Here is a 19,980-nt window from a genome sequence, read left to right as displayed (position 1 = left end):
ACAACCACCTACTGCTTTTCTATCTTATAGCCTACACCCCATACCACCTTCAGGTACTTTGGCTCCCTTGGGTTAATCTCTATTTTCTCCCGGATATGGCGTATGTGCACGGCCACTGTGTTGTCCGCGCCGATGGCCTCCTCATTCCATATCTGCTCATAAATTTCATCAATGGAAAACACCTTTCCCGCATTCTTCACCAGAAGCAGCAGGATATTGTACTCGATGGGCGTCAGCTTGATGGCATCGCCGTCCACGGTCACCTCTTTGTTGTCATCATTGATCTGAAGGCCGCCGCACTTATAAATCTGTCCGTCAGTCTGCTGGTTCAGGTTCCCCAGCTGGGTATAACGGCGCATCTGGGACTTGACCCTGGCCACCAGCTCCAGGGGATTAAAGGGCTTTGTGATGTAATCGTCAGCCCCGATGTTAAGTCCCAGAATCTTATCTGCATCCTCAGACTTTGCGGAGAGGATGATAATGGGTATACTGCTGTTCTCCCTGACCTTCAGGGTGGTGCGGATGCCGTCCAGTCCCGGCATCATCACATCCACAATCAATAAATCCACTTCATTATTATCCAGATACTCCAGGGCCTCATAGCCGTCATAAGCTTTGATTACCTTAAACCCCTCCCCTGTCAGATAGATATCAATGGCCTCCACAATCTGCTTGTCATCATCACATACCAGTATGGTCTGCATCACCAAACGCCCTCCTTTTTATATTCCACTGCCATTATGTTTGTTAGAAAATCCTCCATGCACAGATGAAGTTGTTGGCCCACCACTGGCTCAGGCTTCTGTGCACCACCCGTCCGTTACTGGAAGAAGCGTCAATGACAGTGCCTCCTCCTGCCGCGATACCTACATGGCCCCTTACCACCACAATATCGCCGGCCTGGATGTCATTAAAGTTTGTAATCTTCGTGTAGCGGCCCACATTCCTCCAGCCGGAAGAAGTCAGGTAGCTCTGGTTCACGCCCACCTGGTTGAGACACCAGTATACGAAGCCGGAACAGTCAAAAGCGTTGGGTCCCTTAGCTCCCCATACATACGGCGACCCCAGTTTCGATGAGGCAACGGATATAAGGGCGGATGCGCCTCCGCTTGCCGGTATGCTCACAGGCGGCGTGGTATTGCCGGAAGGCTTGCCCGCATTGCCGGAACCGCCGTTGTTTCCTGCATTGCCGCTGTTTCCTGAATTATTAGGCCTTGTAGTGGTGCCGGAACCTCCGGAATTAGCCGCCGGACGCCTTACATTGTCGCTGGTCAGCTTGGCCATGGTCTGTACGCCCACCAGACCGTCTGATGTCAGTCCGTTGCGGGACTGGAAGCTCCTGACCGCATTCTCCGTGGCTTCGCCGTAATATCCGGTCACATTGCCGGAAACAAGATATCCGTGCTTGTTAAGAAGCTGCTGTACCTTGGTGACCGCATCGCCGCGCTCGCCCAGCATCAGGCCGTTGGCCCTGGCATCAGGGCTGTTTAAAGCAATCCTGGTGGATGGCCCTAGATAGCCGTCCACCACCTGGTCATTCCTGGCCTGGAACTGCTTCACAGCCACTACCGTATCCTCACCGTAAGCCCCGTCCGGGGTGGTGGTCAGATATCCCAATTCCTTAAGACGCTCCTGGCAGGCCAGAACCACATCGCTCTTCTCACCGTAAGAAAGGAAGTTAGGTTTAATCTCATCGCTGTACAGCAGGTTGATGGTCCTCTGCCCCACCTTTCCATCCTGCTCCAGTCCGTTGATCTCCTGGAGCTTTAACACAGCTGCTTCTGTGGAATCACCGAAGTTGCCTGTAACCATATCAGCGGTTGCCAGGTATCCCAGCTCATAGAGACGCTGCTGGATGCGTTCAATGTCATCGCCCTGGGTTCCCTTGGACACCGCATAGTACTTGGCATCCGGGGACATGATGGCATCCCAGGTCACATTGCCAACGATACCGTCCGTGGGCAGCTCGTTCTGTCTCTGAAAATGCTTTACTGCCTGCTGGGTCATCTCACCGAAATAGTCCGTAGGCTCATCATTGTCCATGAATCCCAGGTCCATGAGGCGCTGCTGCAGCCTCTTAATGATTTCATGGCGCACCCCAATCCTCAGGTACTCAGGGGCCGGCTCCGCGTCCGGCAGGTTGATGTCGTTCAGTCCCGGCAGCACCTGTCCGTCCAGACCCAGCTGGGCAATGGTCTCAGGTACGGCCTGTATGACATTGACCTCCGAGGGCGTGGCATCCCCCACCTCTGATGATGATTCCTTGGCGCAGCCCCCCAGTATGGCGCTGAGGGTCAGCATGCCCACGGCCGCTGTATATGTAACATATTTTCTGTATTTTGAATTCATGAAGAACATATCCTTCCTGCTTCTTCTTATGTCAAAAAGCTAATCAAATTCATTCTAACACATTTTTTAAGGAATAGCGATACAAAAAATAAGGTCGTAAGAAAATTGAAAGTACTATAAAATTACCATTCCCAGTTTATAAAAAAAGGCAAAACAGCAGAAAAAGACGCCTGCACCACGGTACCCGCCCCTTGGTGCAGACGCCTTCTCCTGCTGTATCTGCATTTACTTTCCGTCCCTGAGCTTTTTTCCGCTTCGCCCGAATCTGCGCCGCTTAAAAAAGGGAACCTTGGCCGCTGCCGCCTCTGCCTGTCCGCCCTTCTGGCAGCTTCTGAGTGTCTCGTCCAGCTGGCGGAACCGTTCCTCCTCCTTCTGGTCCGAAGCCTGGAACAAAAACTCCAGTTCCTTGCCCATCTTCTCATTGACCAGACAGCTGATATCCTGGCTCAGCTTCTCATTATTCACTTCAAGGGCACGTCCAATAATCAGGTTCATGATCTGCTGGAACTGTTCCATCTTCTCTTCCATAGCCACCACGGACACGCCATCGCTCTTCACAGTGCTGAGGGACGTTCCGCTGTCTTCCTCTTTGAATTCCTTAAGTGCTGCGTTCATGTCACGCTCCAGGATTTCGTCGGACAGCTCTCCCTGAACCTTGCCGTCCTTTTTCAGGACCTGGTTCAGCGCATGCTTGATTGCCTTCAGCTGATACCCCTTCTCCTTCAGGTTCTTGACCTGCTTGAACAGGCGGATATGTAAATCCGTATAGTACCGGTGCCCCATCTCGTTACGGGGAATATCAAGTTCCAGCTCCTCTTCCCAGTACCTTAATACATGGGCCTCCACATCGACCTTTTTGGACGCATCCGATATCAGATAATGTACTTCATCCATAGCCATTCTCTCCTTCACAAGTTAACAGGCATGTCCTGCCTTACTATTAGTGTATGCATTGAGAATGGATATTATGACATCCTAGAAAAATTTTTATGCGTCATGTCCGCCGCCCTGAGGTCTGGCAGCGTTCACAAACTTGGTGTACTCCGGTTTCCATATCAATGTAACGGTTCCGATGGGGCCGTTACGCTGTTTTGCTATGATTACCTCTGCCTCGTTGGGATGCTCCGTATCCTTATTATAATAATCATCACGGTACAGGAACATAACCACGTCGGCATCCTGCTCAATGGCTCCTGACTCACGAAGGTCGGAGAGCATGGGCCTGTGGTCCTGCCTGGTCTCACAGGCGCGGGACAGCTGTGACAGGGCAATGACAGGGGCATGAAGTTCTCTGGCAAGCGCCTTCAGGGAACGGGAGATATCGGAAATCTCCTGCTGGCGGTTATCGCCTCCGCCTTTCTTGCTGCCGCTCATGAGCTGCAGGTAGTCGATGATTACAATGCTGAGTCCATACTCCAGCTTCATCTTCCTGCACTTGGAGCGCAGCTCTGATATGGATATACCCGGGGTATCATCGATTATCAGCTTGGAATTTCCTATGACGCCGATACCCTCCACCACTGCGTCCCAGTCAGAATCCGTCAGGGAGCCGGTACGCAGCTTCTGGGAATCCACATTGGACTCCATGGAAAGCATACGGTTCACCAGCTGCTCCTTGGACATCTCCAGGCTGAACACCATGCAGGGCAGGCTCTTTCGCACCGCCACATAGTCCACCACGTTCAAAACAAAGGCCGTCTTACCCATGGAAGGACGGGCTGCTATCAGAATGAAATCCGAAGGCTGGAAACCGGAAAGCTTGTAATCCAGGTCAATGAAGCCGGATGGTATACCTGTAACGGTTCCCTGGTTCTTATAGGCATCCTCAATCTTCTCCAGCACGTTGATGGCCACCTGCTTGATGGGCACGAAATCCTGTCCCCCACGGTTCTGCAGCAGGTTAAAGACGGATTTCTCCGTGTCTGCCAGTATGTTCTCCAGGGGCTCCTTTCCAGCGTAACAGGTATTGGCAATCTCCTCCGTGGTCTTAATCAGCCTGCGCAGCACTGCCTTCTCGCCTACAATGGCGGCATAGGACCTTACATTGGCGGACGTAGGCACCATGGTCACGATATCCCGGACAAAATCCAGGCTGCTCACCTCAGGAGGCACATCCTTTTCCTTCAGACGGTCCTGAAGCGTTACCAGGTCCACGGGCTTGCCTTCATTGAACAGCTCCACCATGGCATCGAACATAATGCCGTACTGCTGCTGGTAAAAATCACTTCCCGTAACAATCTCAGATGCGGCAATCACTGCCTCCCTGTCCATGAGCATGGAACCGATGACTGACTGTTCCGCCTCCAGACTGTGGGGCAGCACCCGCTTAATCAGGGCTTCTTCCATATTACTCGTCTCCTGTATTATGAGACCCGCCTGATTAGGCGGGTCCTCTGTCTGCACTATGATTTTATGCTTCCACTACCTTGACAGCCAGTCTGGCTGTCACATCCTTATGAAGCTTAATAGGCACCTCGAAGCTGCCAATGGACTTGATGGGGTCGTTCAGCACAATCTTTTTCTTGTCAATGTCAATTCCCAGCTGGTCCCCAATGGCCTTGCCGATTTCCTTGGAGGATACGGAGCCAAAGGCCCTTCCTCCCTCTCCCGCCTTGATGGTCAGGGTAACGGAGGACTCATCCAGCTTTGCTCCCAGCTCCCTGGCTGCTGCCAGCTGCTCTGCTGCAATCCTGTCGTCGTTGGCCTTTTTAAGCTTTAAATCATTCAGATTCTTAGAATTGGCTTCCACCCCAAGCTTCTTGGGCAGGATGAAGTTCCTGGCATAGCCGTCATTCACATTCACAATCTGACCTTTTTTTCCTAATGACTTTACGTCTTCCAGTAATACTACCTGCATGTCTCATACTTCCTTTCTGTTTCTGTGTCTGTCCGCATCCCTTATCAGGATACCTCGCCTTCCTCCAGCATCTGGCGGATAACGTCCCTCAGCCGCTCCTTTGCCTCTTCCACGGTTACGCCCTTCATCTGGGCTCCTGCTATGGTGCGGTGTCCTCCGCCTCCCAGCTTCTCCATCATGACCTGGACGTTGACCTCGTCAATGGACCTGGCGCTGAAATAAATGGTTCCGTTATAATCCGTAAGCACTACCGAAGCCTTCATGCCGCGGATTTCCAGAAGCTCGTTGGCTGCCTGGGCCCCGATGATGGTGGGACTCTCCAGCCCTTCGGCCGAGCATTCGCTGATAGCAAAGGCATCCATAAACACCTCGGCCTTCCTGACCGCGTCCGCCTTTGCCTGATAGTCCTTCATATTCTCCCTGAAAAGTTTGCGCACCCTGGTTATGTCGGCGCCGCTTCTCCTCAGAAATGCCGCTGCCTCAAATGTCCTGACACCGGTCTGATTGGTAAAGTTCTGGGTGTCAATGACAATGCCGGCATACATGGCGTCTGCCTCAGCAGATTTGATTTTAATACCGTCCGCAATATATTGCAATACCTCTGCCACCATTTCGCAGGTAGACGAGGCATATGGCTCCACATAGGAAAGCACTGCGTTATCTATGATTTCACTGCTGGTCCTGTGATGGTCTAAGACCACAATGGTCTTCACCATCTCCAGAAGGGCCGGTTCATCCGTAATGCTGGGCCGGTTCACATCCACGATGACCAGCATGGTTCCCTGGTCCACCAGCTCGGCTGCCCTGGGGCCTGTGAGCAGCATGTCCTCAGGATATTCCGCATTTCCCATAAAGCGCTCCATCATGGGGCGCACCGACGAGGTCACCTCATTGACCACGATGTTGGCTTTCTTGTTCATGGACATGGCAATGCGGTATATACCCACCGCCGCGCCAAAGGAATCAATGTCCGCCAGACGGTGTCCCATAATAAGGAGCCGGTCCTTGTTCTCCATCAGCTCCCTGAGGGCATGAGCCTTTACCCTGGCCTTCACCCTGGTGGTCTTCTCCATCTGCTGGGCCTTGCCGCCATAATACTGAATCTTATCAGAGTCCTTGACCACTGCCTGGTCGCCGCCCCGTCCCAGGGCCATATCAATGGAGGTCCTGGCATATTCGTAATTCTGGCTGTAGCTGTCGCCGTTCATACCGATGCCGATACTTAAGGTCACAGCCATATCATTGCCTATGTTCACTGTCTTTACATCCTCCAGGATGGAAAAACGTTCTTCCTGTATCCTGGCCATGTACTGCTGCTTGATGGCAAAGAAATATTTATCCTTCTCAATCTTTTTTACAATACCGTTCATTCCGGAGATATATTTGCTTATCTTACGGTCTATGAGGGCGGTCAAAAGGGAGCGCCGGACCTCCTCCACGCTTTCCAGGGCCTCGTCATAGTTATCCAGGTAAATCAGTCCCGCCACCAGCTTCTGGTCATTAATCTGCTGCATGTACTTAAGAGTCTGAGTCTCGTCCAGCAGGTAGATGGCCGTGACGGATGCGCCCTGGCCTTCCAGCCCTCCTGCAGCCACTGCCGCATCCAGGCTGTCCACCATGACCTGCTTTAAATCAATCCGGAACTTTCTGTCTCCCAGGCAGCTGTGAAGACTCACAACCTCCCCGCCGGTAGCCAGCATTTCCTTTGTAATCTCAGGAAACATGGCCGTGATATTCTTATATGAATTCTTATCTTCTTCCAGGATTGCCGAAAACTCCCGGTTCATCCACAACAGATGTCCGGCGCCGTCTGCCACCGCATAGGGCATCAGCATCTCTTCCAGCAGGTTCTGCCTGCTCTGGTCATAGGCAGAAGAAAATGCAATAAGCCCGGCAAGTATGCCTCTTTTTCTTGAAAAATACAGCCAAAGGGCAATCCCTATATATACAATGGTAAAGACCGATACTATAATGCCGGCTTTAATGGATACCGCTGCCACCACAGCAGTCAGTACGATTAAAAGGACCGACAAAAAGAGCGGCCACTGCAGGTAGACCTTGAAAATCCCCCGCGTCCTTCTTTTATCTTTCATAGTCTGCCTCCATTCGTATCCGAAAATCAGAATACGCCTATCTTAGTTAGTATAACATATCCGGCTTCATTCGTCCATAAAAATGAGATTTTGCCAGCAATGTGCCAGCAATTTCCCTTGAGCCCAAGGCAGAATAAGCCCAACAAATCCCGTGACAAATACGGCTGATAAATGTTCACAAAATACTTGATTTTTTTCAGAGTCTGTGGTATTATAATCACTGCTTATCAAAGCAATATCCGGGCGAATTCCCGAGTGGCCAAAGGGGACAGACTGTAAATCTGCTGCTAATAGCTTCGGTGGTTCGAATCCACCTTCGCCCACTAGCGTGCTAGTGGCACGTGTTAAAGGGTACCTGCGGGTGCTTATGCGGGTGTGGTGGAATAGGCAGACACAAGGGACTTAAAATCCCTCGGTAGCGATACCGTGCCGGTTCAAGTCCGGCCACCCGCATTATAAATAGAGTGTTGTAAAAGCATTTGACAATTCTTAGTGTTTTTACAGGACTCTATTTTTGCATGCTTACATTTTTATGAAACGTTCTTGGCTTACCGCCACAAAAAAAGAGCACCTCCCCGCCCGCGGAACAAATCCCCGCCTCCGGAAGGTGCTCTTTCCTATTCAAAATCCATCTGTCTTACATCATCTGTCTGTACGCTTCCTGCCTACTTCTCCACAGCCGCCGCTGCGTCATCCGCAAACCTGGACCCCACCACAGGATAAAATTCATCGGGCTGTGATACGAACACGGCTGCGCTGTAAGGCGGCATGTTCAGCTTCAGAGTCCCGTCCTTTACACGGTAGAGCATAACGCCTGCATTATATCCTGTCTCGGTGGTCAGGATGGGCCTGCCTAACACCATATCGTCGGTGACGCCCAGCTGCCATACCGGAATATCCATGGTCTGGCTGTCCGGGCTGTTGGATATGACCACGACAGCCTGATACTTCCCATACATGCGCCCGTATGCAATCTTCTGGTATCCGGCCAGGAGGGGCTTAACCGCGCCCTTTCTGAATACGGGTATATTGCGGTGTATACCGGTCATATAGCGGTGGAACTCTATGAGCTCCAGGTCCTCTTTCCCCCATGGATAGGTACGCCTGCTGTCCGGATCCGTCCATCCGCAGACTCCGGCCTCATCGCCATAATAAAGCGTGGGGGCTCCCGGCCAGGTCATCTGAATCACCACTGCTTCCCTAAACACACAGGTTTTTATGTTCTGTCCTGCCTTTTCCGGACCTGCTGTCTGGATACGGCCTACCATCTGGTTGGTCCTGGTTAGGAAACGGGAATGGTCATGGTTGGACAACTGGTTCATGGCCGTCAGCACCGTGTTGGTCTGCATACGGCTCATATGGTATCCCATGGTGTTAAAGAAAGCCTCCCCATCTCCCCATATGCCTCCGTTATAACTGTCGCTGTGCTTCTCCATGCCGGTCAGAAACCATGTGACCGGTTCCATGAAGGCGTCGTAATTCATGATGGAATCCCACTGGTCGCCCTCCAGCCAGGAAGCCGGGTCCCCGTAGTGCTCCGCCAGAATCAGCGTCTCCGGATTCGCCTCTTTCACAGCCTGACGGAACCTGCGCCAGAATTCATGATTATACTCTGCCGTGTGTCCTAAATCGGCAGCCACGTCCAGGCGCCAGCCGTCAATGGAATAGGGCGGTGAAACCCATTTTCTGGCCACATTCAGTATATATTCCACCAGTTTTTCGGAATTCTCATAATTTAACTTGGGCAGGGTATCGTGTCCCCACCAGCCGTCGTATGTCCGGTTATAAGGCCAGGCCTCATCGCTGTCGTCATGGAACTGGAAAAAGCTGTGATACGGACTGGCCTTGCTCTCATAGGCGCCTGCCTCATAATCCCCGGAATGCTCATAGATTCCCTCAGCATCCAGCCACTTGTTAAAGGAACCGCAGTGATTAAACACCCCGTCCAGAATCACCCGCATTCCCCGTTTATGGACTTCTTCCACAAACAAGGCAAAGAATGCATCGCTGGCATCCAGGTTCTCCTTGCCCGCGCTGCGCAGCACATACCGGTCAGCCTCCTTGTTATCCACGGCATCCGGCCTGACCAGGTCTCCCCCATCCTTTACAATTTTTGTAAAATGTGGGTCAATGTGCTCATAATCCTGGCAGTCATACTTATGGTTGGAGGGAGATACAAATATCGGATTCAGATATATGGCCTCCACGCCAAGCCTCCTGATGTAGTCCAGCTTATCCCATATTCCCTGAAGGTCGCCTCCGTAGAAGTAACCCACATCCATGGCGGCCGGGTACCGGTCCCATTCCGTTACCTTCTGTACCGGGCGGCCGATATAGACATACTCATATGATTCCACATCGTTAGTCTCATCTCCATTGCAGAAACGGTCCACGAAAATCTGGTACATGACCGCTCCCTTTGCCCACTCCGGCGTATGAAATCCCGGTGTAATCTTAAAATCAAAACATGGCTGTCCGTCCTGTGTGGGTCCCAGGCGGTTATAAAGACAGACATCCTGTTCGGATACCACCTTGAAGTGATAAAGCACCTGGTCGGTGCCTACTGTGATTTCATATTCATAATAATCAAACAAATCATCGGACATAGCCTTGGTCATTTCCACCTCGGATTTATCCTCCACATAATATACATGTTCCACATTTCCCTTAGCTGTCCGCATGCGAAGCAGCACATCGTCATCTTCGTCCGGTTCCATTGGCATGCGGTAATCCTCTGTTTCAGAGGAAAAAAGGGCATCCCTGTTAATACGTCCCTTTATATTATCTTCCACGTTTTATATCCTTTTCCTAATTTGCTCATACTTATAATCCTGTTCCTTTATTGTATCTGAATTTTCTCAAATATACAAGAAAAATAATATCAGAAAAATCTTGATAACATAAGCCACTGTTTATTAGTCTTTCTCCCGGACTTGCACCGGGTCTTTTATGAGCAATATAGGTATGGGAGGGGGCTTTTGCAGCTCCCTCCCATGCCTGATGCTATTCTCCTTCATTACAGCCCTAAAAACAGGGACTGATTATACTACTGTGCCGGTGTAAACAGCGCCTCAAACTCAGTCTGGCTGATTTTCTCTTTCTCAATCAGCAAATCGGCGCAGGCATGGAGGACGTAGTCATATTGTTTGATGATGTCCTTTGCCTTCTGATAGCACTCGTCAATGATTCTCTTAACCTCGCTGTCAATGGTGTCAGCCACCTCATTGCCGTAGGACTTGGTATGGGCCAGGTCCCGTCCGATGAATACCTCGTTCTCGTCACCGCCGTACTGAATCATTCCCACCTTCTCAGACATGCCGTACTGGGTCACCATGGCCCTGGCAATCTGGGTGGCCTGCTTGATATCCTGGGAAGCGCCGGTGGTGATATCGTCAAATATCAGCTCTTCCGCAATCCGGCCGCCCAAATCCACCATGATATTCTGCATCATGCGGCCCTTGGTGTTGAACATCTCATCCTTTTCAGGCAGGGGCATGGTGTAGCCGGCTGCCCCGATTCCCGTTGGGATGATGGACACGGTGTGCACCGGTCCCACATCCGGAAGCACATGGAACAGGATGGCGTGGCCTGCCTCATGGTAAGCCGTTATCTTCTTATCCTTCTCGGATATTACCTTGCTTCTCTTCTCCGCGCCGATTCCCACCTTTACGAAGGCCCGGTCGATATCGCTCTGCTTGATGAACCTGCGGTTATCCCTGGCGGATATGATGGCCGCCTCATTCATCAGGTTCTCCAGGTCAGCTCCCGTGAAGCCTGACGTAGTCTGTGCTACCCTGTGCAAATCCACATCCTCGCTGAGGGGCTTTTCCTTGGAATGGACCTTAAGGATTTCCTCGCGTCCCTTCACATCGGGACGTCCCACTGCCACCTTCCTGTCGAAACGTCCCGGACGAAGAATGGCCGGGTCCAGGATATCCACACGATTGGTGGCAGCCATGACGATAATGCCTTCATTGATGCCAAAGCCGTCCATTTCAACTAACAGCTGGTTCAATGTCTGCTCCCTCTCATCGTGGCCGCCGCCCATACCTGTACCTCTGCGGCGGGCAACCGCGTCAATCTCATCGATAAACACGATACAGGGAGAGTTCTTCTTGGCCTCCTCGAACAAATCCCGGACACGTGAAGCGCCCACGCCCACGAACATCTCCACGAAATCAGAACCTGAGATGGAGAAAAACGGAACTCCTGCCTCGCCGGCCACTGCCTTGGCAAGCAGGGTCTTACCCGTTCCTGGAGGGCCCACCAGAAGAAGGCCCTTTGGTATCCTGGCCCCCACGTTGGTATACTTCTGCGGATTCTTAAGGAAATCTACCACCTCTTCCAGTTCTTCCTTTTCTTCCACAAGGCCGGCTACATTAGAAAAATTAACCTTGCTGTCCCGGCTCATCCTGGCCCGGCTCTTGCCAAAATTCATCATCCTGGCGTTGGCACCTCCGCCGCCAGCACTCCGGTTCATGACCATGATGATGATAACCACCACCACAATGGACAGCATGAAGGGCAGGATGATGGTCACCAGATAGTTCTCCTGGGGCACATCCATGGTCGTATAAGCCATGTCATGGGCTTCCAGAAGCTTTTGGGCGTCCTTAACATCCGAAACATAAAGCCGCTTCACCTGACCGTCCAAAAGGGTCAGTACCACCTCTCCGGTGGGAGTCTGCGGATTCTGGTGGATGCTCACGTCTGCTGCCTGGCCATCCTCCAGTATCTTGATAAAATCCTGATTTGTGACCTTATCCGCCTGCCTTGCGTAAGGGAATCTCACTGCGGTGGCGATTAAGATCAGCATCAGGAGTATGAATATAAATCCTCTAAATGTCTGCTGCTGTCTCACCGAATTGCCTCCTTAGACCTTCTTATTCTGCATCCAATTCTACTACTCCGATGTAAGGCAGGTTACGGTATTTCTGGTCATAATCCAGTCCATATCCCACTACAAATTCATCCGGTATCGTAAAGCAGGTATAGTCCACCTTCACCTGCTTCTTCACCCTGCGCTCCGGCTTATCAAGAAGCGTGCACAGATGGATGCTCTTTGGACCTCTCTGCTTCAACACCTCAATCAGATATGCCAGCGTACGGCCAGAGTCTATGATGTCCTCCACAATCAGTACGTCCTTTCCTTCCAGAGACTCATCCAGATCCTTCACAATCCTGACCACGCCGCTGGACACAGTGCCGCCGCCGTAGCTGGACACGGACATGAAGTCCAGGGATACCGGAACCGTCATCCTCTTTGCCAGTTCGCAGGTAAAGAATACTCCGCCCTTTAATATGCATATCATGTGGACCTGCTTTCCTGCATAATCCTCGCTGATTTTTGCCGCTACTTCGTTAATTCTTTTATCAACTTCCTCTTCCGTCAATAAAACACGAATTCTGTCAGCCATTACCTTATCCTCCGTTTCACCTATTCTTTTCTCTCTCCAGTCTGGCCTGCCTCTGCCTGCAGCACCCGGACCGTATCCGGTCCTATCTTGTAATACTCGCTGATGCGGTAGCCTATAATCCACATCACATGGCTGCCATCTGCCAAAAGGGGTATCTTATCCCGCATCTGTCTGGGAATCTTCTCATCAATCATAAAACGATTAAGCGCCTTGTGGCTATTGTCCGCCAGGACGATATAATCCCCCGGACGCCGGGTTCTTACCACGGGCGTACCCTTTATTTTATCACAGTCAAACCATTTCGTATACACATTTTTAGGAAATTCCATCCCTTTTTTCCGAGAAAAAACCTTCATGTCCACCATAGGCAGGCCGCCCCATTCTTCCTCTGCCGCCGGGTCTCCCCTGCCCATCCAGATTCCCCCGTACTCCCTTATGGCTGCCAGTCCGTAGGGCAAATCCACCTTTTTTCCAACGGCCCGCCCGGCCAGTTCCATGACCTGGCTCACATGAACCAGCCCCAGGTCCCTGGAGGCTCCCCCCAGCTCCTTAAGAAGCGACATCACCACATAGGACCGCAGTATCTCGGGTTCCCCCAGAAACGCCTCAGCCGGGATGTATGCCCCGGAGTTTTTCCTTACATGGGCCTTAATCCAGGCAGCTGCCCGGTTATCAAGATACTCATCTGCCTGTGCTGCCAGACGCCCCAGGCGCAGGATATTGCCGGCAGCTCCCCTGTTTACATACTGCTCAATCTCCGGCAGCAGCTGATTGCGTATCCTGTTCCGCGTGTAGTGAAGGGTATCGTTGGTGGAATCCTGCACATAGGACAGGCCGTGGTCTGCCAGCCACTTAAGGATGCAATCCCGGTCCACGTCCAGCAGCGGCCGGATAATCCTGCCTCTCCGGTAGACGATACCCTTCATTCCGGAAAGACCGCTTCCCCGGAACAGATTGTGGAGAATGGTCTCCACCTGGTCCCCGCTGTGGTGGGCCACCGCGATTTTCACGGGGCGAAAGCTGCTGTCAGCCGAACCTCCATCCTGTCCGCTCCTGTCCTCACTTTCCCAATCCGAAGCCTCCTTCTCCAAGGCCTCATAGCGCAGGAAACGCCCCGCCTCCTCCTCAGACATGCCCTTTTCAGCCGCCAAGCCGCGCACATCTACCTTTAGGATATGACAGGGGACATGAAGCCCTTCACACAATGACCTGACAAAATCCGCATCCCGGTCAGCTTCCTCGCCCCTAAGCCCGTGATGGACATGGAGTGCCCTGATCCTGATTTCTAGCGGTTCCCTCAGCGCACATAACAACGCTAAGAGGCAGACGGAATCTGCCCCTCCTGAAACTGCTGCAATGACCCGGTCACCCGGCTCCAGCATATGATATTGTTCCATGGTCTCCCTGACCCTGTGCTCCAGCCCTTCCACCTGTCTCTCCTGTGTCCAATATTGTTTATCTCTGTCTATTTCTTATAATATACCCGCAAACGTCCCTCCTTGCAAGCCTGTCATTGTAAATTATGAACGTCTTTTCCAGATTCCGGCTGCCAGGACTGTCATATCATCCCTTGGAGCCGGAATAAAGGACACCGCAAAATCCAGCACCTGGTCCGCCAGTTCCTGGGGTCCCATCTCCTCCACGCTCTCCAGATACTGCTGCATGGCCTTCTCCTTATCATCTCCCGGCAGCGCATCCAGCACCCCGTCGCTGACCATGACAATCCGGTCCCCTTCCCACAGCTTCCTGGACATGAGCACTGGTTCCACCCCACTCAGTATTCCAATGGGCACTTCCCCGGCTTCCATGATTTCCACTCCCTCTTCCCCTATGATGAAGGTTGGCACCGCTCCCAGCTTCATGGCCTCCAGTACACCGGTATGCAGGTCGATGCAGCTAAGGTCCAGGGTGGCCGGATGCTGTTCCGGTCCTGCCAGCAAAAGCACTGTGTTCACCAGCTTAAGGGCGGCCCTTGGGGAAAATCCGGTTTCCAGCAGCTGCTCCGTCAGTTCCACCACCTGCTTACTCTCCCTGGCTGCTGCCTCCCCGCTTCCCATTCCGTCGGAAAGGCTCATGACCACCTGGTTTCCGGGACTCTCGCAGAAGGTATAATTATCCCCGGAATACTTCTCTCCCTTTTTTGGAATCCTGGAGGCGCCATAGAGCATACGGTACCCTCCCTCCTCCAGGAAACGCACGGTTTCATACTGTTTGGTGATAATGCTGCGGCTGTCCTTGGCAGGGCTCCACCTTGTCCCATTCATTACCTCCCCCATGATTAGCGCCGCATCCTTGGAGGTGATGCAGCGGCCGTTGGTGGTCCTGACCGTGAGGAAGGCTTCCTTCTGTCCGTTCTCGTACTCCAGTAACAGCAGGTTGCCCAGGGCAACATGATAACGCTTAAAATATTTTTTCAGTATGTATTCATACTCATCCGTAATATCCCTGGCACGGTCAATCTGGCGGGAAAATTCCTCCAGTATCACCGACAGCTCCCTGAACTGGGATATGACCGCGTCCCTGCTCTCCAGGAAACGGTTCTTCCAGGACAGATTCATGGTAGCCCTTCCCAGGCTCCGGTTCAGCTGGGCAAGATAATCCTCCTTTTTCCGGCAGCCGCTCTGGAACATCTGGGGCATGTCCTCAAAATCAATATGGCCCTTCTGCTCAAATGCCCGCAGAAGATAATAGAGGTAATAGCTGTCCTCCTTCTCGCTGTCCGCATACAGATTACACCTGCTGCAGTTCTCGCACACCAGGGCAGCGCTGGCCTGCATGGCGGCCAGACCATCGTCCTTTGTCAGCTGTCCGTTCTTCTCTATACCGTCGTCAAACGCCTTGGCCAGCTGGTTTAAGGACTCTGCCATATCCCCCAGTCTCCTGGCCGTATAATAATTTACATCTGTTCTTCCCTTTACGTCCCGCTCTCTGATAAACACAAAAATCCCTCCTAATCCGCGTAACTTTCAGTATACGCAACCAGGAGGGAAATATATGTCGTATCATGCATGGATTTTTAAAAATCGTTCGCCCGTTTTCGCCATCACCCGGCAGCCTTTGGCATCACCCGGCCGGCCTTATCCTGCCAGACGGGCCCTGGGTCATCTAACGGCCCTCTCATCACTCAGTAGGCTTCAGCAGAATCTCATCCGGATTCACAAGCCCCAGCTTTTCCTTGGCCACTTCCTCCGCATACTGCTTGGTCTTGACGTAAATCTTGTATTCCTGCAGCCCAGCGGTCCGCTTTTCTTCCTCTTCTTTCTGCTGTTCCAGGTTCTGTTCGCGGATACTGTATTCCAGGTCCGATTTCTTAAGGTCGGCACCCTTTATATTGATTGCCACAGCCAAAAACATGACTACCAGGGTAATACCCATGATGGCCATGCGGTTGGTCCATTTGTCGCGCCTTACACGTCTTGATTTGCCGTAGGTTTTCATCTGCTCAATCACCAGCTCCGTCTTTTTCCGGGCTGCAGACAGCTTTCTGTCTGTGCCTGCCAATAATCATTCTAAGACATTTGCCGGCCTTTTTCAAGCACTTAAAGAAAATTCTGCTGATAAACCTGTCATACAGAATCATCCCCGCAAATACCCCTCCTATGACATAGGCCCTGAATACGCCGTCATTCTGCTCATAAAGCAGAATAAAGGTCACAAGCCCCGCATAAAGCCAATACAAAAAATCCTCCACCCCTGTCCAGAAGGTCCCGTGCCGGATGACCAGGCGGAACACCCTGAGGGTGTCATAGGCCAGCATGAGCCAACCGCCCGTGACCAGGCTGAGCACCATCAGCCAGGCTTCATACTGAATTCTGCTGCTCATGATGCCCCCTACTTAAACAGCCGGGTGAACAGGGATTCTCCCGACTTTCTGAGGGCTTCATTGGAACTGTAGACCATGCTGTCTATGGTTCCCTCTATGTCCACCTCTCCCTTTTCCAGGGTAAGGCGGCTTACATGAAGCTCCTTTCCCTTAATGGTAAGCAGCCCCATATCCGTATCCAGGACAACTGCATTTTCATCAAATGACACCACATCGCATATGCCGGTGATGTTTCCCTTGCTCCGGTTCTGCAATATAAGCTTATGCTGACGATTGCTTCCAATCTTTTCTTCCATGCAAAAAACCTCCCCGTATATCTAACCTATGTTAAATATATGGGGAGGTTGGCCATTCTATGCCACTTATCTTAAATATTGTAAAAGTCATCCGATGTGAACTGTCACTAAATATATCGGTAAAGTTCCTTAGCCTCATCCTTCTTCACAGTTTCCTGTACGTCCAGAACCTCCACCTTAACAGCCTTGGCTCCGAACTGTATCTCGATGATATCACCTGTTTTCACACTGACGGACGCCTTTGCCGGCTTATCATTCACCAGCACACGTCCGGCGTCGCATGCCTCATTGGCAACGGTTCTGCGCTTGATAAGGCGGGAAACCTTCAGAAACTTGTCCAATCTCATGGATTATTTATTAACCTCATCCTTTAATGCCTTGCCAGCTTTGAACTTTGGAGTCTTGGAAGCCTCGATGGTCATAGTCTTACCAGTCTTTGGATTTCTTCCCTCTCTTGCAGCTCTCTCAGATACTTCAAAGGTTCCGAAGCCTACTAACTGTACTTTTCCGCCTTTTACCAGCTCCTCAGATACAGCGTCAGTGAAAGCCTTAACTGCCTTCTCTGCGTCTTTCTTAGAAAGCTCCGCCTTCTCGGCAACTGCTGCAATTAATTCTGTCTTGTTCATCAGTTTTTCCTCCTAGATATTGTCCGGGAAAGGCCCCGGAATCGTTACTTTTTGAAGTCATAGTGTACTTAATCATTTATATCTGTTTTACTATGATTTGTCAAGGTTTTTTGGCTTTTTCCTGCATTTTTATCTGATTCCAGAGGGCGGTCCCTTCCTCCACGGAATTCACCTTTACACCGCCAAATACGTGGGGGTGCCTTCGGACCATTTTCCGGCATAAACCGTCAATTACATCGTCAATGGTAAACCTGCCTTCTTCCTTTGCAATCTGGCTGTTCAGGATAACCTGGAGCAGCACGTCCCCCAGTTCCTCGCACAGGTTTTCCATATCCTTGTTGTCTATGGCCCGGAATACCTCCTCGGTCTCGTCGGCCAGACATTTTTTCAGGCTCTCAAAGGTCTGCTCCCTGTCCCAGGGACAGCCCTCAGGCGACCGCAGCTTTGCTATTATTCCCACAAGGTCATCAAATGTATACATAAAAACCTCCTACACCTTTTCTTTATTGCGCTTGATTACCTTCAGGCGGGTAAATTCCTCCCTCTCCTTTTCCTCCAGCGCGTTGGAAATGGACTTGCTCAGGTCCTCATAATGAGGTATGGTGATGTTCTTAAGGGCATTGGCCCGTTTCTGGGTCTTCTTAATGGAGTTAGCCAGCCGGTAGGCGGAGTTCTCCACCATGGAAAGCTTGATGGTCAGCTCCTTTACCTTCTCAAAATGGTATCTGGCCTCATCCAGGGACTCCGTGGTGTTATAAAAACCATAGGTCAGGGCCAAAGGCCGTGATTCATGCTGGACCAGCGGAATTTCCGTACCCATGATGCTTCTGGCCTTAATCTTCACCCGGTCATCCATGGGCACAGACGCGCCTATCTCCTGGACATAGTTGATGCCCAGCTCGATATTGGCCTTCTGGAGGGCCGCATACGCCTCCCGGAAGGTGCTGTCGATCTCAGACTGGATTCCCTTTGCCTCGTCAATCAGCTCCATCAGCTCCCGAATCAGTATATTCCGCTTCTTATCCATGAGTCCGTAGCCCATATAGGCCAGGCCCAGTGAATTCTTTGCAGCTATAAGGTTGCCTTTGGTGGGAAATGTATTTGGATCCATTTACATCACTCCTTCATGGTGTCCACAGGTTTATAATACTGGTCAAGAACTTTGGTGTCGATACGGTCCAGTTCCTCCCTGGGCAGCATTCCCAGAAGCTTCCAGCCTATATCCAGGGTGTTCAGGATGGTGCGGTTCTCATGGGGGGCCTGGCCTATGAAATGCTCCTCAAACGCCTTGCCGAACTCCAGATATTTCTTGTCAATGGGTGAAAGTTCATCCTCGCCGATAACCGATGCCAGTGCCCTGGCATCGCCCACCTTTGCATAGCATGAGAAAAGCTGATTGGCCACATCCTGATGATCGACCCTGGTGTAGCCCTCGCCGATGCCGTCCTTCATAAGCCTGGATAAGGAGGGCAGCACATTGATGGGCGGATAGATATTCTGCCCGTTCAGCTGCCGGTCCAGAACAATCTGCCCCTCTGTGATGTAGCCTGTCAGGTCAGGGATGGGATGGGTGATATCATCGTTGGGCATGGTGAGAATCGGTATCTGGGTCACGGAACCAGGCCGTCCCGCCACGATGCCGGCTCTCTCATAGAGGGAAGCCAGGTCGCTGTAGAGATAGCCCGGGAATCCCTTTCTGGACGGTATCTCGCCCTTGGATGAGGAGACTTCACGCATGGCCTCGGCATAGGAGGTCATGTCCGTCAGTATAACCAGTATGTGCATTCCCTTTTCAAAGGCAAGGTACTCGGCCAGGGTAAGGGCGATTTTAGGGGTGATAAGCCTTTCCACCACAGGGTCATTGGCCAGGTTAATGAACATGGCCACATGCTCGGATACGCCGCTCTCCTCAAAGGTGCGGCGGAAGAAATCAGCCACATCGTATTTGACGCCCATGGCGCCGAACACAATGGCAAATTCCTCATCCGAATTCTCTCCCAGGGATGCCTGCTGCACAATCTGGGCAGCCAGCTGGTCATGTGGAAGACCGTTTCCCGAAAAGATGGGAAGCTTCTGTCCGCGAATCAGGGTGGTCAGCCCGTCAATGGCTGAAATTCCCGTACGGATATAGTTTCTCGGGTACTCACGGGTCACGGGATTTAAGGGTTTTCCGTTGATATCCAGCTTCACATCGGATATGATGTCGCCCAGCCCGTCGATGGGCTGGCCGATACCGTTAAAGGTACGTCCCAGCATCTCCTCGGAAACCTCAATCTCCATGGGATGGCCCGTAAGCCTTGTGTGGGTATTGCGCAGGGCCATGCCGTCCGTGCCCTCAAACACCTGTATGATGGCCTTGTCCCCGTATATCTCAATGATGCGTCCTATTTTGTGGAGATTCCCAGCCACGGTCATTTCCACGATTTCATCGTAAGCCGCATTCTGAACGCCCTCCAGGACCACCAGAGGGCCACTCACTTCACTTAAACCTAAATATTCAATTGCCATATGGACCTCCT

19 protein-coding genes and 2 tRNA genes are annotated in these 19,980 nt (G+C 51.7%); 2 read left to right on the top strand and 19 right to left on the bottom strand.

The window, feature by feature from the left end; translation table 11 throughout:
* Positions 1-8 precede the first annotated feature (8 nt).
* From G614_RS0106430 to G614_RS0106400, 6 genes are all read right to left on the bottom strand, one after another.
* Entirely contained in the window at positions 9-704 is a 696-nt protein-coding gene (locus tag G614_RS0106430; protein WP_027641292.1) for a response regulator transcription factor, read from the bottom strand.
* Positions 705-747: 43 nt separating this feature from the next.
* Positions 748-2,349, bottom strand: coding sequence for a peptidoglycan-binding protein (locus G614_RS0106425; protein WP_027641291.1), 1,602 nt, complete (start codon positions 2,347-2,349; stop codon positions 748-750).
* Positions 2,350-2,574: 225 nt separating this feature from the next.
* Complete coding sequence (locus G614_RS0106415) at positions 2,575-3,243, bottom strand: MerR family transcriptional regulator (protein WP_027641290.1); 669 nt, start codon at positions 3,241-3,243, stop codon at positions 2,575-2,577.
* A 93-nt stretch (positions 3,244-3,336) separates the two neighbouring features.
* Entirely contained in the window at positions 3,337-4,695 is a 1,359-nt protein-coding gene (gene dnaB, locus G614_RS0106410; protein WP_027641289.1) for a replicative DNA helicase, read from the bottom strand.
* A gap of 64 nt (positions 4,696-4,759) precedes the next feature.
* Entirely contained in the window at positions 4,760-5,206 is a 447-nt protein-coding gene (rplI, locus tag G614_RS0106405; RefSeq protein ID WP_027641288.1) for a 50S ribosomal protein L9, read from the bottom strand.
* A 44-nt stretch (positions 5,207-5,250) separates the two neighbouring features.
* On the bottom strand, positions 5,251-7,299 hold the full coding sequence (locus G614_RS0106400) for a DHH family phosphoesterase (RefSeq protein ID WP_027641287.1): 2,049 nt from the start codon (positions 7,297-7,299) through the stop codon (positions 5,251-5,253).
* Between the two features lie 241 nt (positions 7,300-7,540).
* Between G614_RS0106400 and G614_RS0106395 the strand changes: the two genes are divergently transcribed.
* A tRNA-Tyr gene (locus tag G614_RS0106395) sits at positions 7,541-7,622 on the top strand.
* Positions 7,623-7,668: 46 nt separating this feature from the next.
* A tRNA-Leu gene (locus G614_RS0106390) sits at positions 7,669-7,752 on the top strand.
* A gap of 212 nt (positions 7,753-7,964) precedes the next feature.
* On the opposite strand, the gene G614_RS0106385 is transcribed toward G614_RS0106390, so the two are convergent.
* The 13 genes from G614_RS0106385 to G614_RS0106325 form a co-directional block, all read right to left on the bottom strand.
* Positions 7,965-10,091 (bottom strand): glycoside hydrolase family 13 protein, encoded by a 2,127-nt coding sequence (locus G614_RS0106385; RefSeq protein ID WP_027641286.1) that lies wholly within the window; start codon positions 10,089-10,091, stop codon positions 7,965-7,967.
* A 254-nt stretch (positions 10,092-10,345) separates the two neighbouring features.
* Positions 10,346-12,160 (bottom strand): ATP-dependent zinc metalloprotease FtsH, encoded by a 1,815-nt coding sequence (ftsH, locus tag G614_RS0106380; protein ID WP_027641285.1) that lies wholly within the window; start codon positions 12,158-12,160, stop codon positions 10,346-10,348.
* A gap of 22 nt (positions 12,161-12,182) precedes the next feature.
* A complete protein-coding gene (gene hpt / locus G614_RS0106375) occupies positions 12,183-12,716 on the bottom strand; it encodes a hypoxanthine phosphoribosyltransferase (RefSeq protein ID WP_002566394.1) in 534 nt (177 codons plus the stop codon).
* 20 nt (positions 12,717-12,736) lie between these two features.
* Positions 12,737-14,146, bottom strand: coding sequence for a tRNA lysidine(34) synthetase TilS (tilS, locus tag G614_RS0106370; RefSeq protein ID WP_027641284.1), 1,410 nt, complete (start codon positions 14,144-14,146; stop codon positions 12,737-12,739).
* Positions 14,147-14,236: 90 nt separating this feature from the next.
* Complete coding sequence (locus G614_RS0106365) at positions 14,237-15,655, bottom strand: SpoIIE family protein phosphatase (protein WP_027641283.1); 1,419 nt, start codon at positions 15,653-15,655, stop codon at positions 14,237-14,239.
* Between the two features lie 181 nt (positions 15,656-15,836).
* Positions 15,837-16,154, bottom strand: coding sequence for a septum formation initiator (locus G614_RS0106360; RefSeq protein ID WP_027641282.1), 318 nt, complete (start codon positions 16,152-16,154; stop codon positions 15,837-15,839).
* A gap of 4 nt (positions 16,155-16,158) precedes the next feature.
* Positions 16,159-16,539, bottom strand: a complete 381-nt coding sequence (gene yabQ / locus G614_RS0106355) for a spore cortex biosynthesis protein YabQ (protein ID WP_027641281.1) — start codon at positions 16,537-16,539, stop codon at positions 16,159-16,161.
* A gap of 8 nt (positions 16,540-16,547) precedes the next feature.
* Positions 16,548-16,835: a sporulation protein YabP gene (gene yabP / locus G614_RS0106350; RefSeq protein ID WP_002585412.1), complete on the bottom strand. Its 288-nt coding sequence runs from the start codon at positions 16,833-16,835 to the stop codon at positions 16,548-16,550.
* Between the two features lie 107 nt (positions 16,836-16,942).
* On the bottom strand, positions 16,943-17,182 hold the full coding sequence (locus G614_RS0106345; protein WP_002566400.1) for an RNA-binding S4 domain-containing protein: 240 nt from the start codon (positions 17,180-17,182) through the stop codon (positions 16,943-16,945).
* 3 nt (positions 17,183-17,185) lie between these two features.
* The gene (locus tag G614_RS0106340; protein WP_002566401.1) at positions 17,186-17,461 is read right to left on the bottom strand and encodes an HU family DNA-binding protein; all 276 of its coding nucleotides are present in this window, start codon (positions 17,459-17,461) and stop codon (positions 17,186-17,188) included.
* 100 nt (positions 17,462-17,561) lie between these two features.
* Positions 17,562-17,942, bottom strand: a complete 381-nt coding sequence (locus G614_RS0106335; RefSeq protein WP_027641280.1) for a MazG family protein — start codon at positions 17,940-17,942, stop codon at positions 17,562-17,564.
* A 9-nt stretch (positions 17,943-17,951) separates the two neighbouring features.
* Entirely contained in the window at positions 17,952-18,572 is a 621-nt protein-coding gene (locus G614_RS0106330) for a V-type ATP synthase subunit D (RefSeq protein ID WP_027641279.1), read from the bottom strand.
* A 5-nt stretch (positions 18,573-18,577) separates the two neighbouring features.
* On the bottom strand, positions 18,578-19,969 hold the full coding sequence (locus tag G614_RS0106325; protein WP_027641278.1) for a V-type ATP synthase subunit B: 1,392 nt from the start codon (positions 19,967-19,969) through the stop codon (positions 18,578-18,580).
* Between the last annotated feature and the right edge of the window lie 11 nt (positions 19,970-19,980).

Source organism: [Clostridium] clostridioforme AGR2157 (genome assembly GCF_000424325.1).
GTDB lineage: Bacteria > Bacillota > Clostridia > Lachnospirales > Lachnospiraceae > Enterocloster > Enterocloster clostridioformis_A.
This window is presented reverse-complemented; position numbering and strand designations above follow the sequence as displayed.

Coding starts and splice junctions, on each gene's coding strand:
- G614_RS0106340 (WP_002566401.1), bottom strand. CDS start 17,461: ATGAACAAGACAGAATTAATTGCAGCAGTTGCCGAGAAGGCGGAGCTT.
- G614_RS0106425 (WP_027641291.1), bottom strand. CDS start 2,349: ATGAATTCAAAATACAGAAAATATGTTACATATACAGCGGCCGTGGGC.
- G614_RS0106330 (WP_027641279.1), bottom strand. CDS start 18,572: ATGGATCCAAATACATTTCCCACCAAAGGCAACCTTATAGCTGCAAAG.
- G614_RS0106345 (WP_002566400.1), bottom strand. CDS start 17,182: ATGAGATTGGACAAGTTTCTGAAGGTTTCCCGCCTTATCAAGCGCAGA.
- dnaB (WP_027641289.1), bottom strand. CDS start 4,695: ATGGAAGAAGCCCTGATTAAGCGGGTGCTGCCCCACAGTCTGGAGGCG.
- rplI (WP_027641288.1), bottom strand. CDS start 5,206: ATGCAGGTAGTATTACTGGAAGACGTAAAGTCATTAGGAAAAAAAGGT.
- yabP (WP_002585412.1), bottom strand. CDS start 16,835: ATGGAAGAAAAGATTGGAAGCAATCGTCAGCATAAGCTTATATTGCAG.
- G614_RS0106415 (WP_027641290.1), bottom strand. CDS start 3,243: ATGGATGAAGTACATTATCTGATATCGGATGCGTCCAAAAAGGTCGAT.
- hpt (WP_002566394.1), bottom strand. CDS start 12,716: ATGGCTGACAGAATTCGTGTTTTATTGACGGAAGAGGAAGTTGATAAA.
- G614_RS0106335 (WP_027641280.1), bottom strand. CDS start 17,942: ATGTATACATTTGATGACCTTGTGGGAATAATAGCAAAGCTGCGGTCG.
- G614_RS0106430 (WP_027641292.1), bottom strand. CDS start 704: ATGCAGACCATACTGGTATGTGATGATGACAAGCAGATTGTGGAGGCC.
- yabQ (WP_027641281.1), bottom strand. CDS start 16,539: ATGAGCAGCAGAATTCAGTATGAAGCCTGGCTGATGGTGCTCAGCCTG.
- G614_RS0106400 (WP_027641287.1), bottom strand. CDS start 7,299: ATGAAAGATAAAAGAAGGACGCGGGGGATTTTCAAGGTCTACCTGCAG.
- G614_RS0106325 (WP_027641278.1), bottom strand. CDS start 19,969: ATGGCAATTGAATATTTAGGTTTAAGTGAAGTGAGTGGCCCTCTGGTG.
- G614_RS0106360 (WP_027641282.1), bottom strand. CDS start 16,154: ATGAAAACCTACGGCAAATCAAGACGTGTAAGGCGCGACAAATGGACC.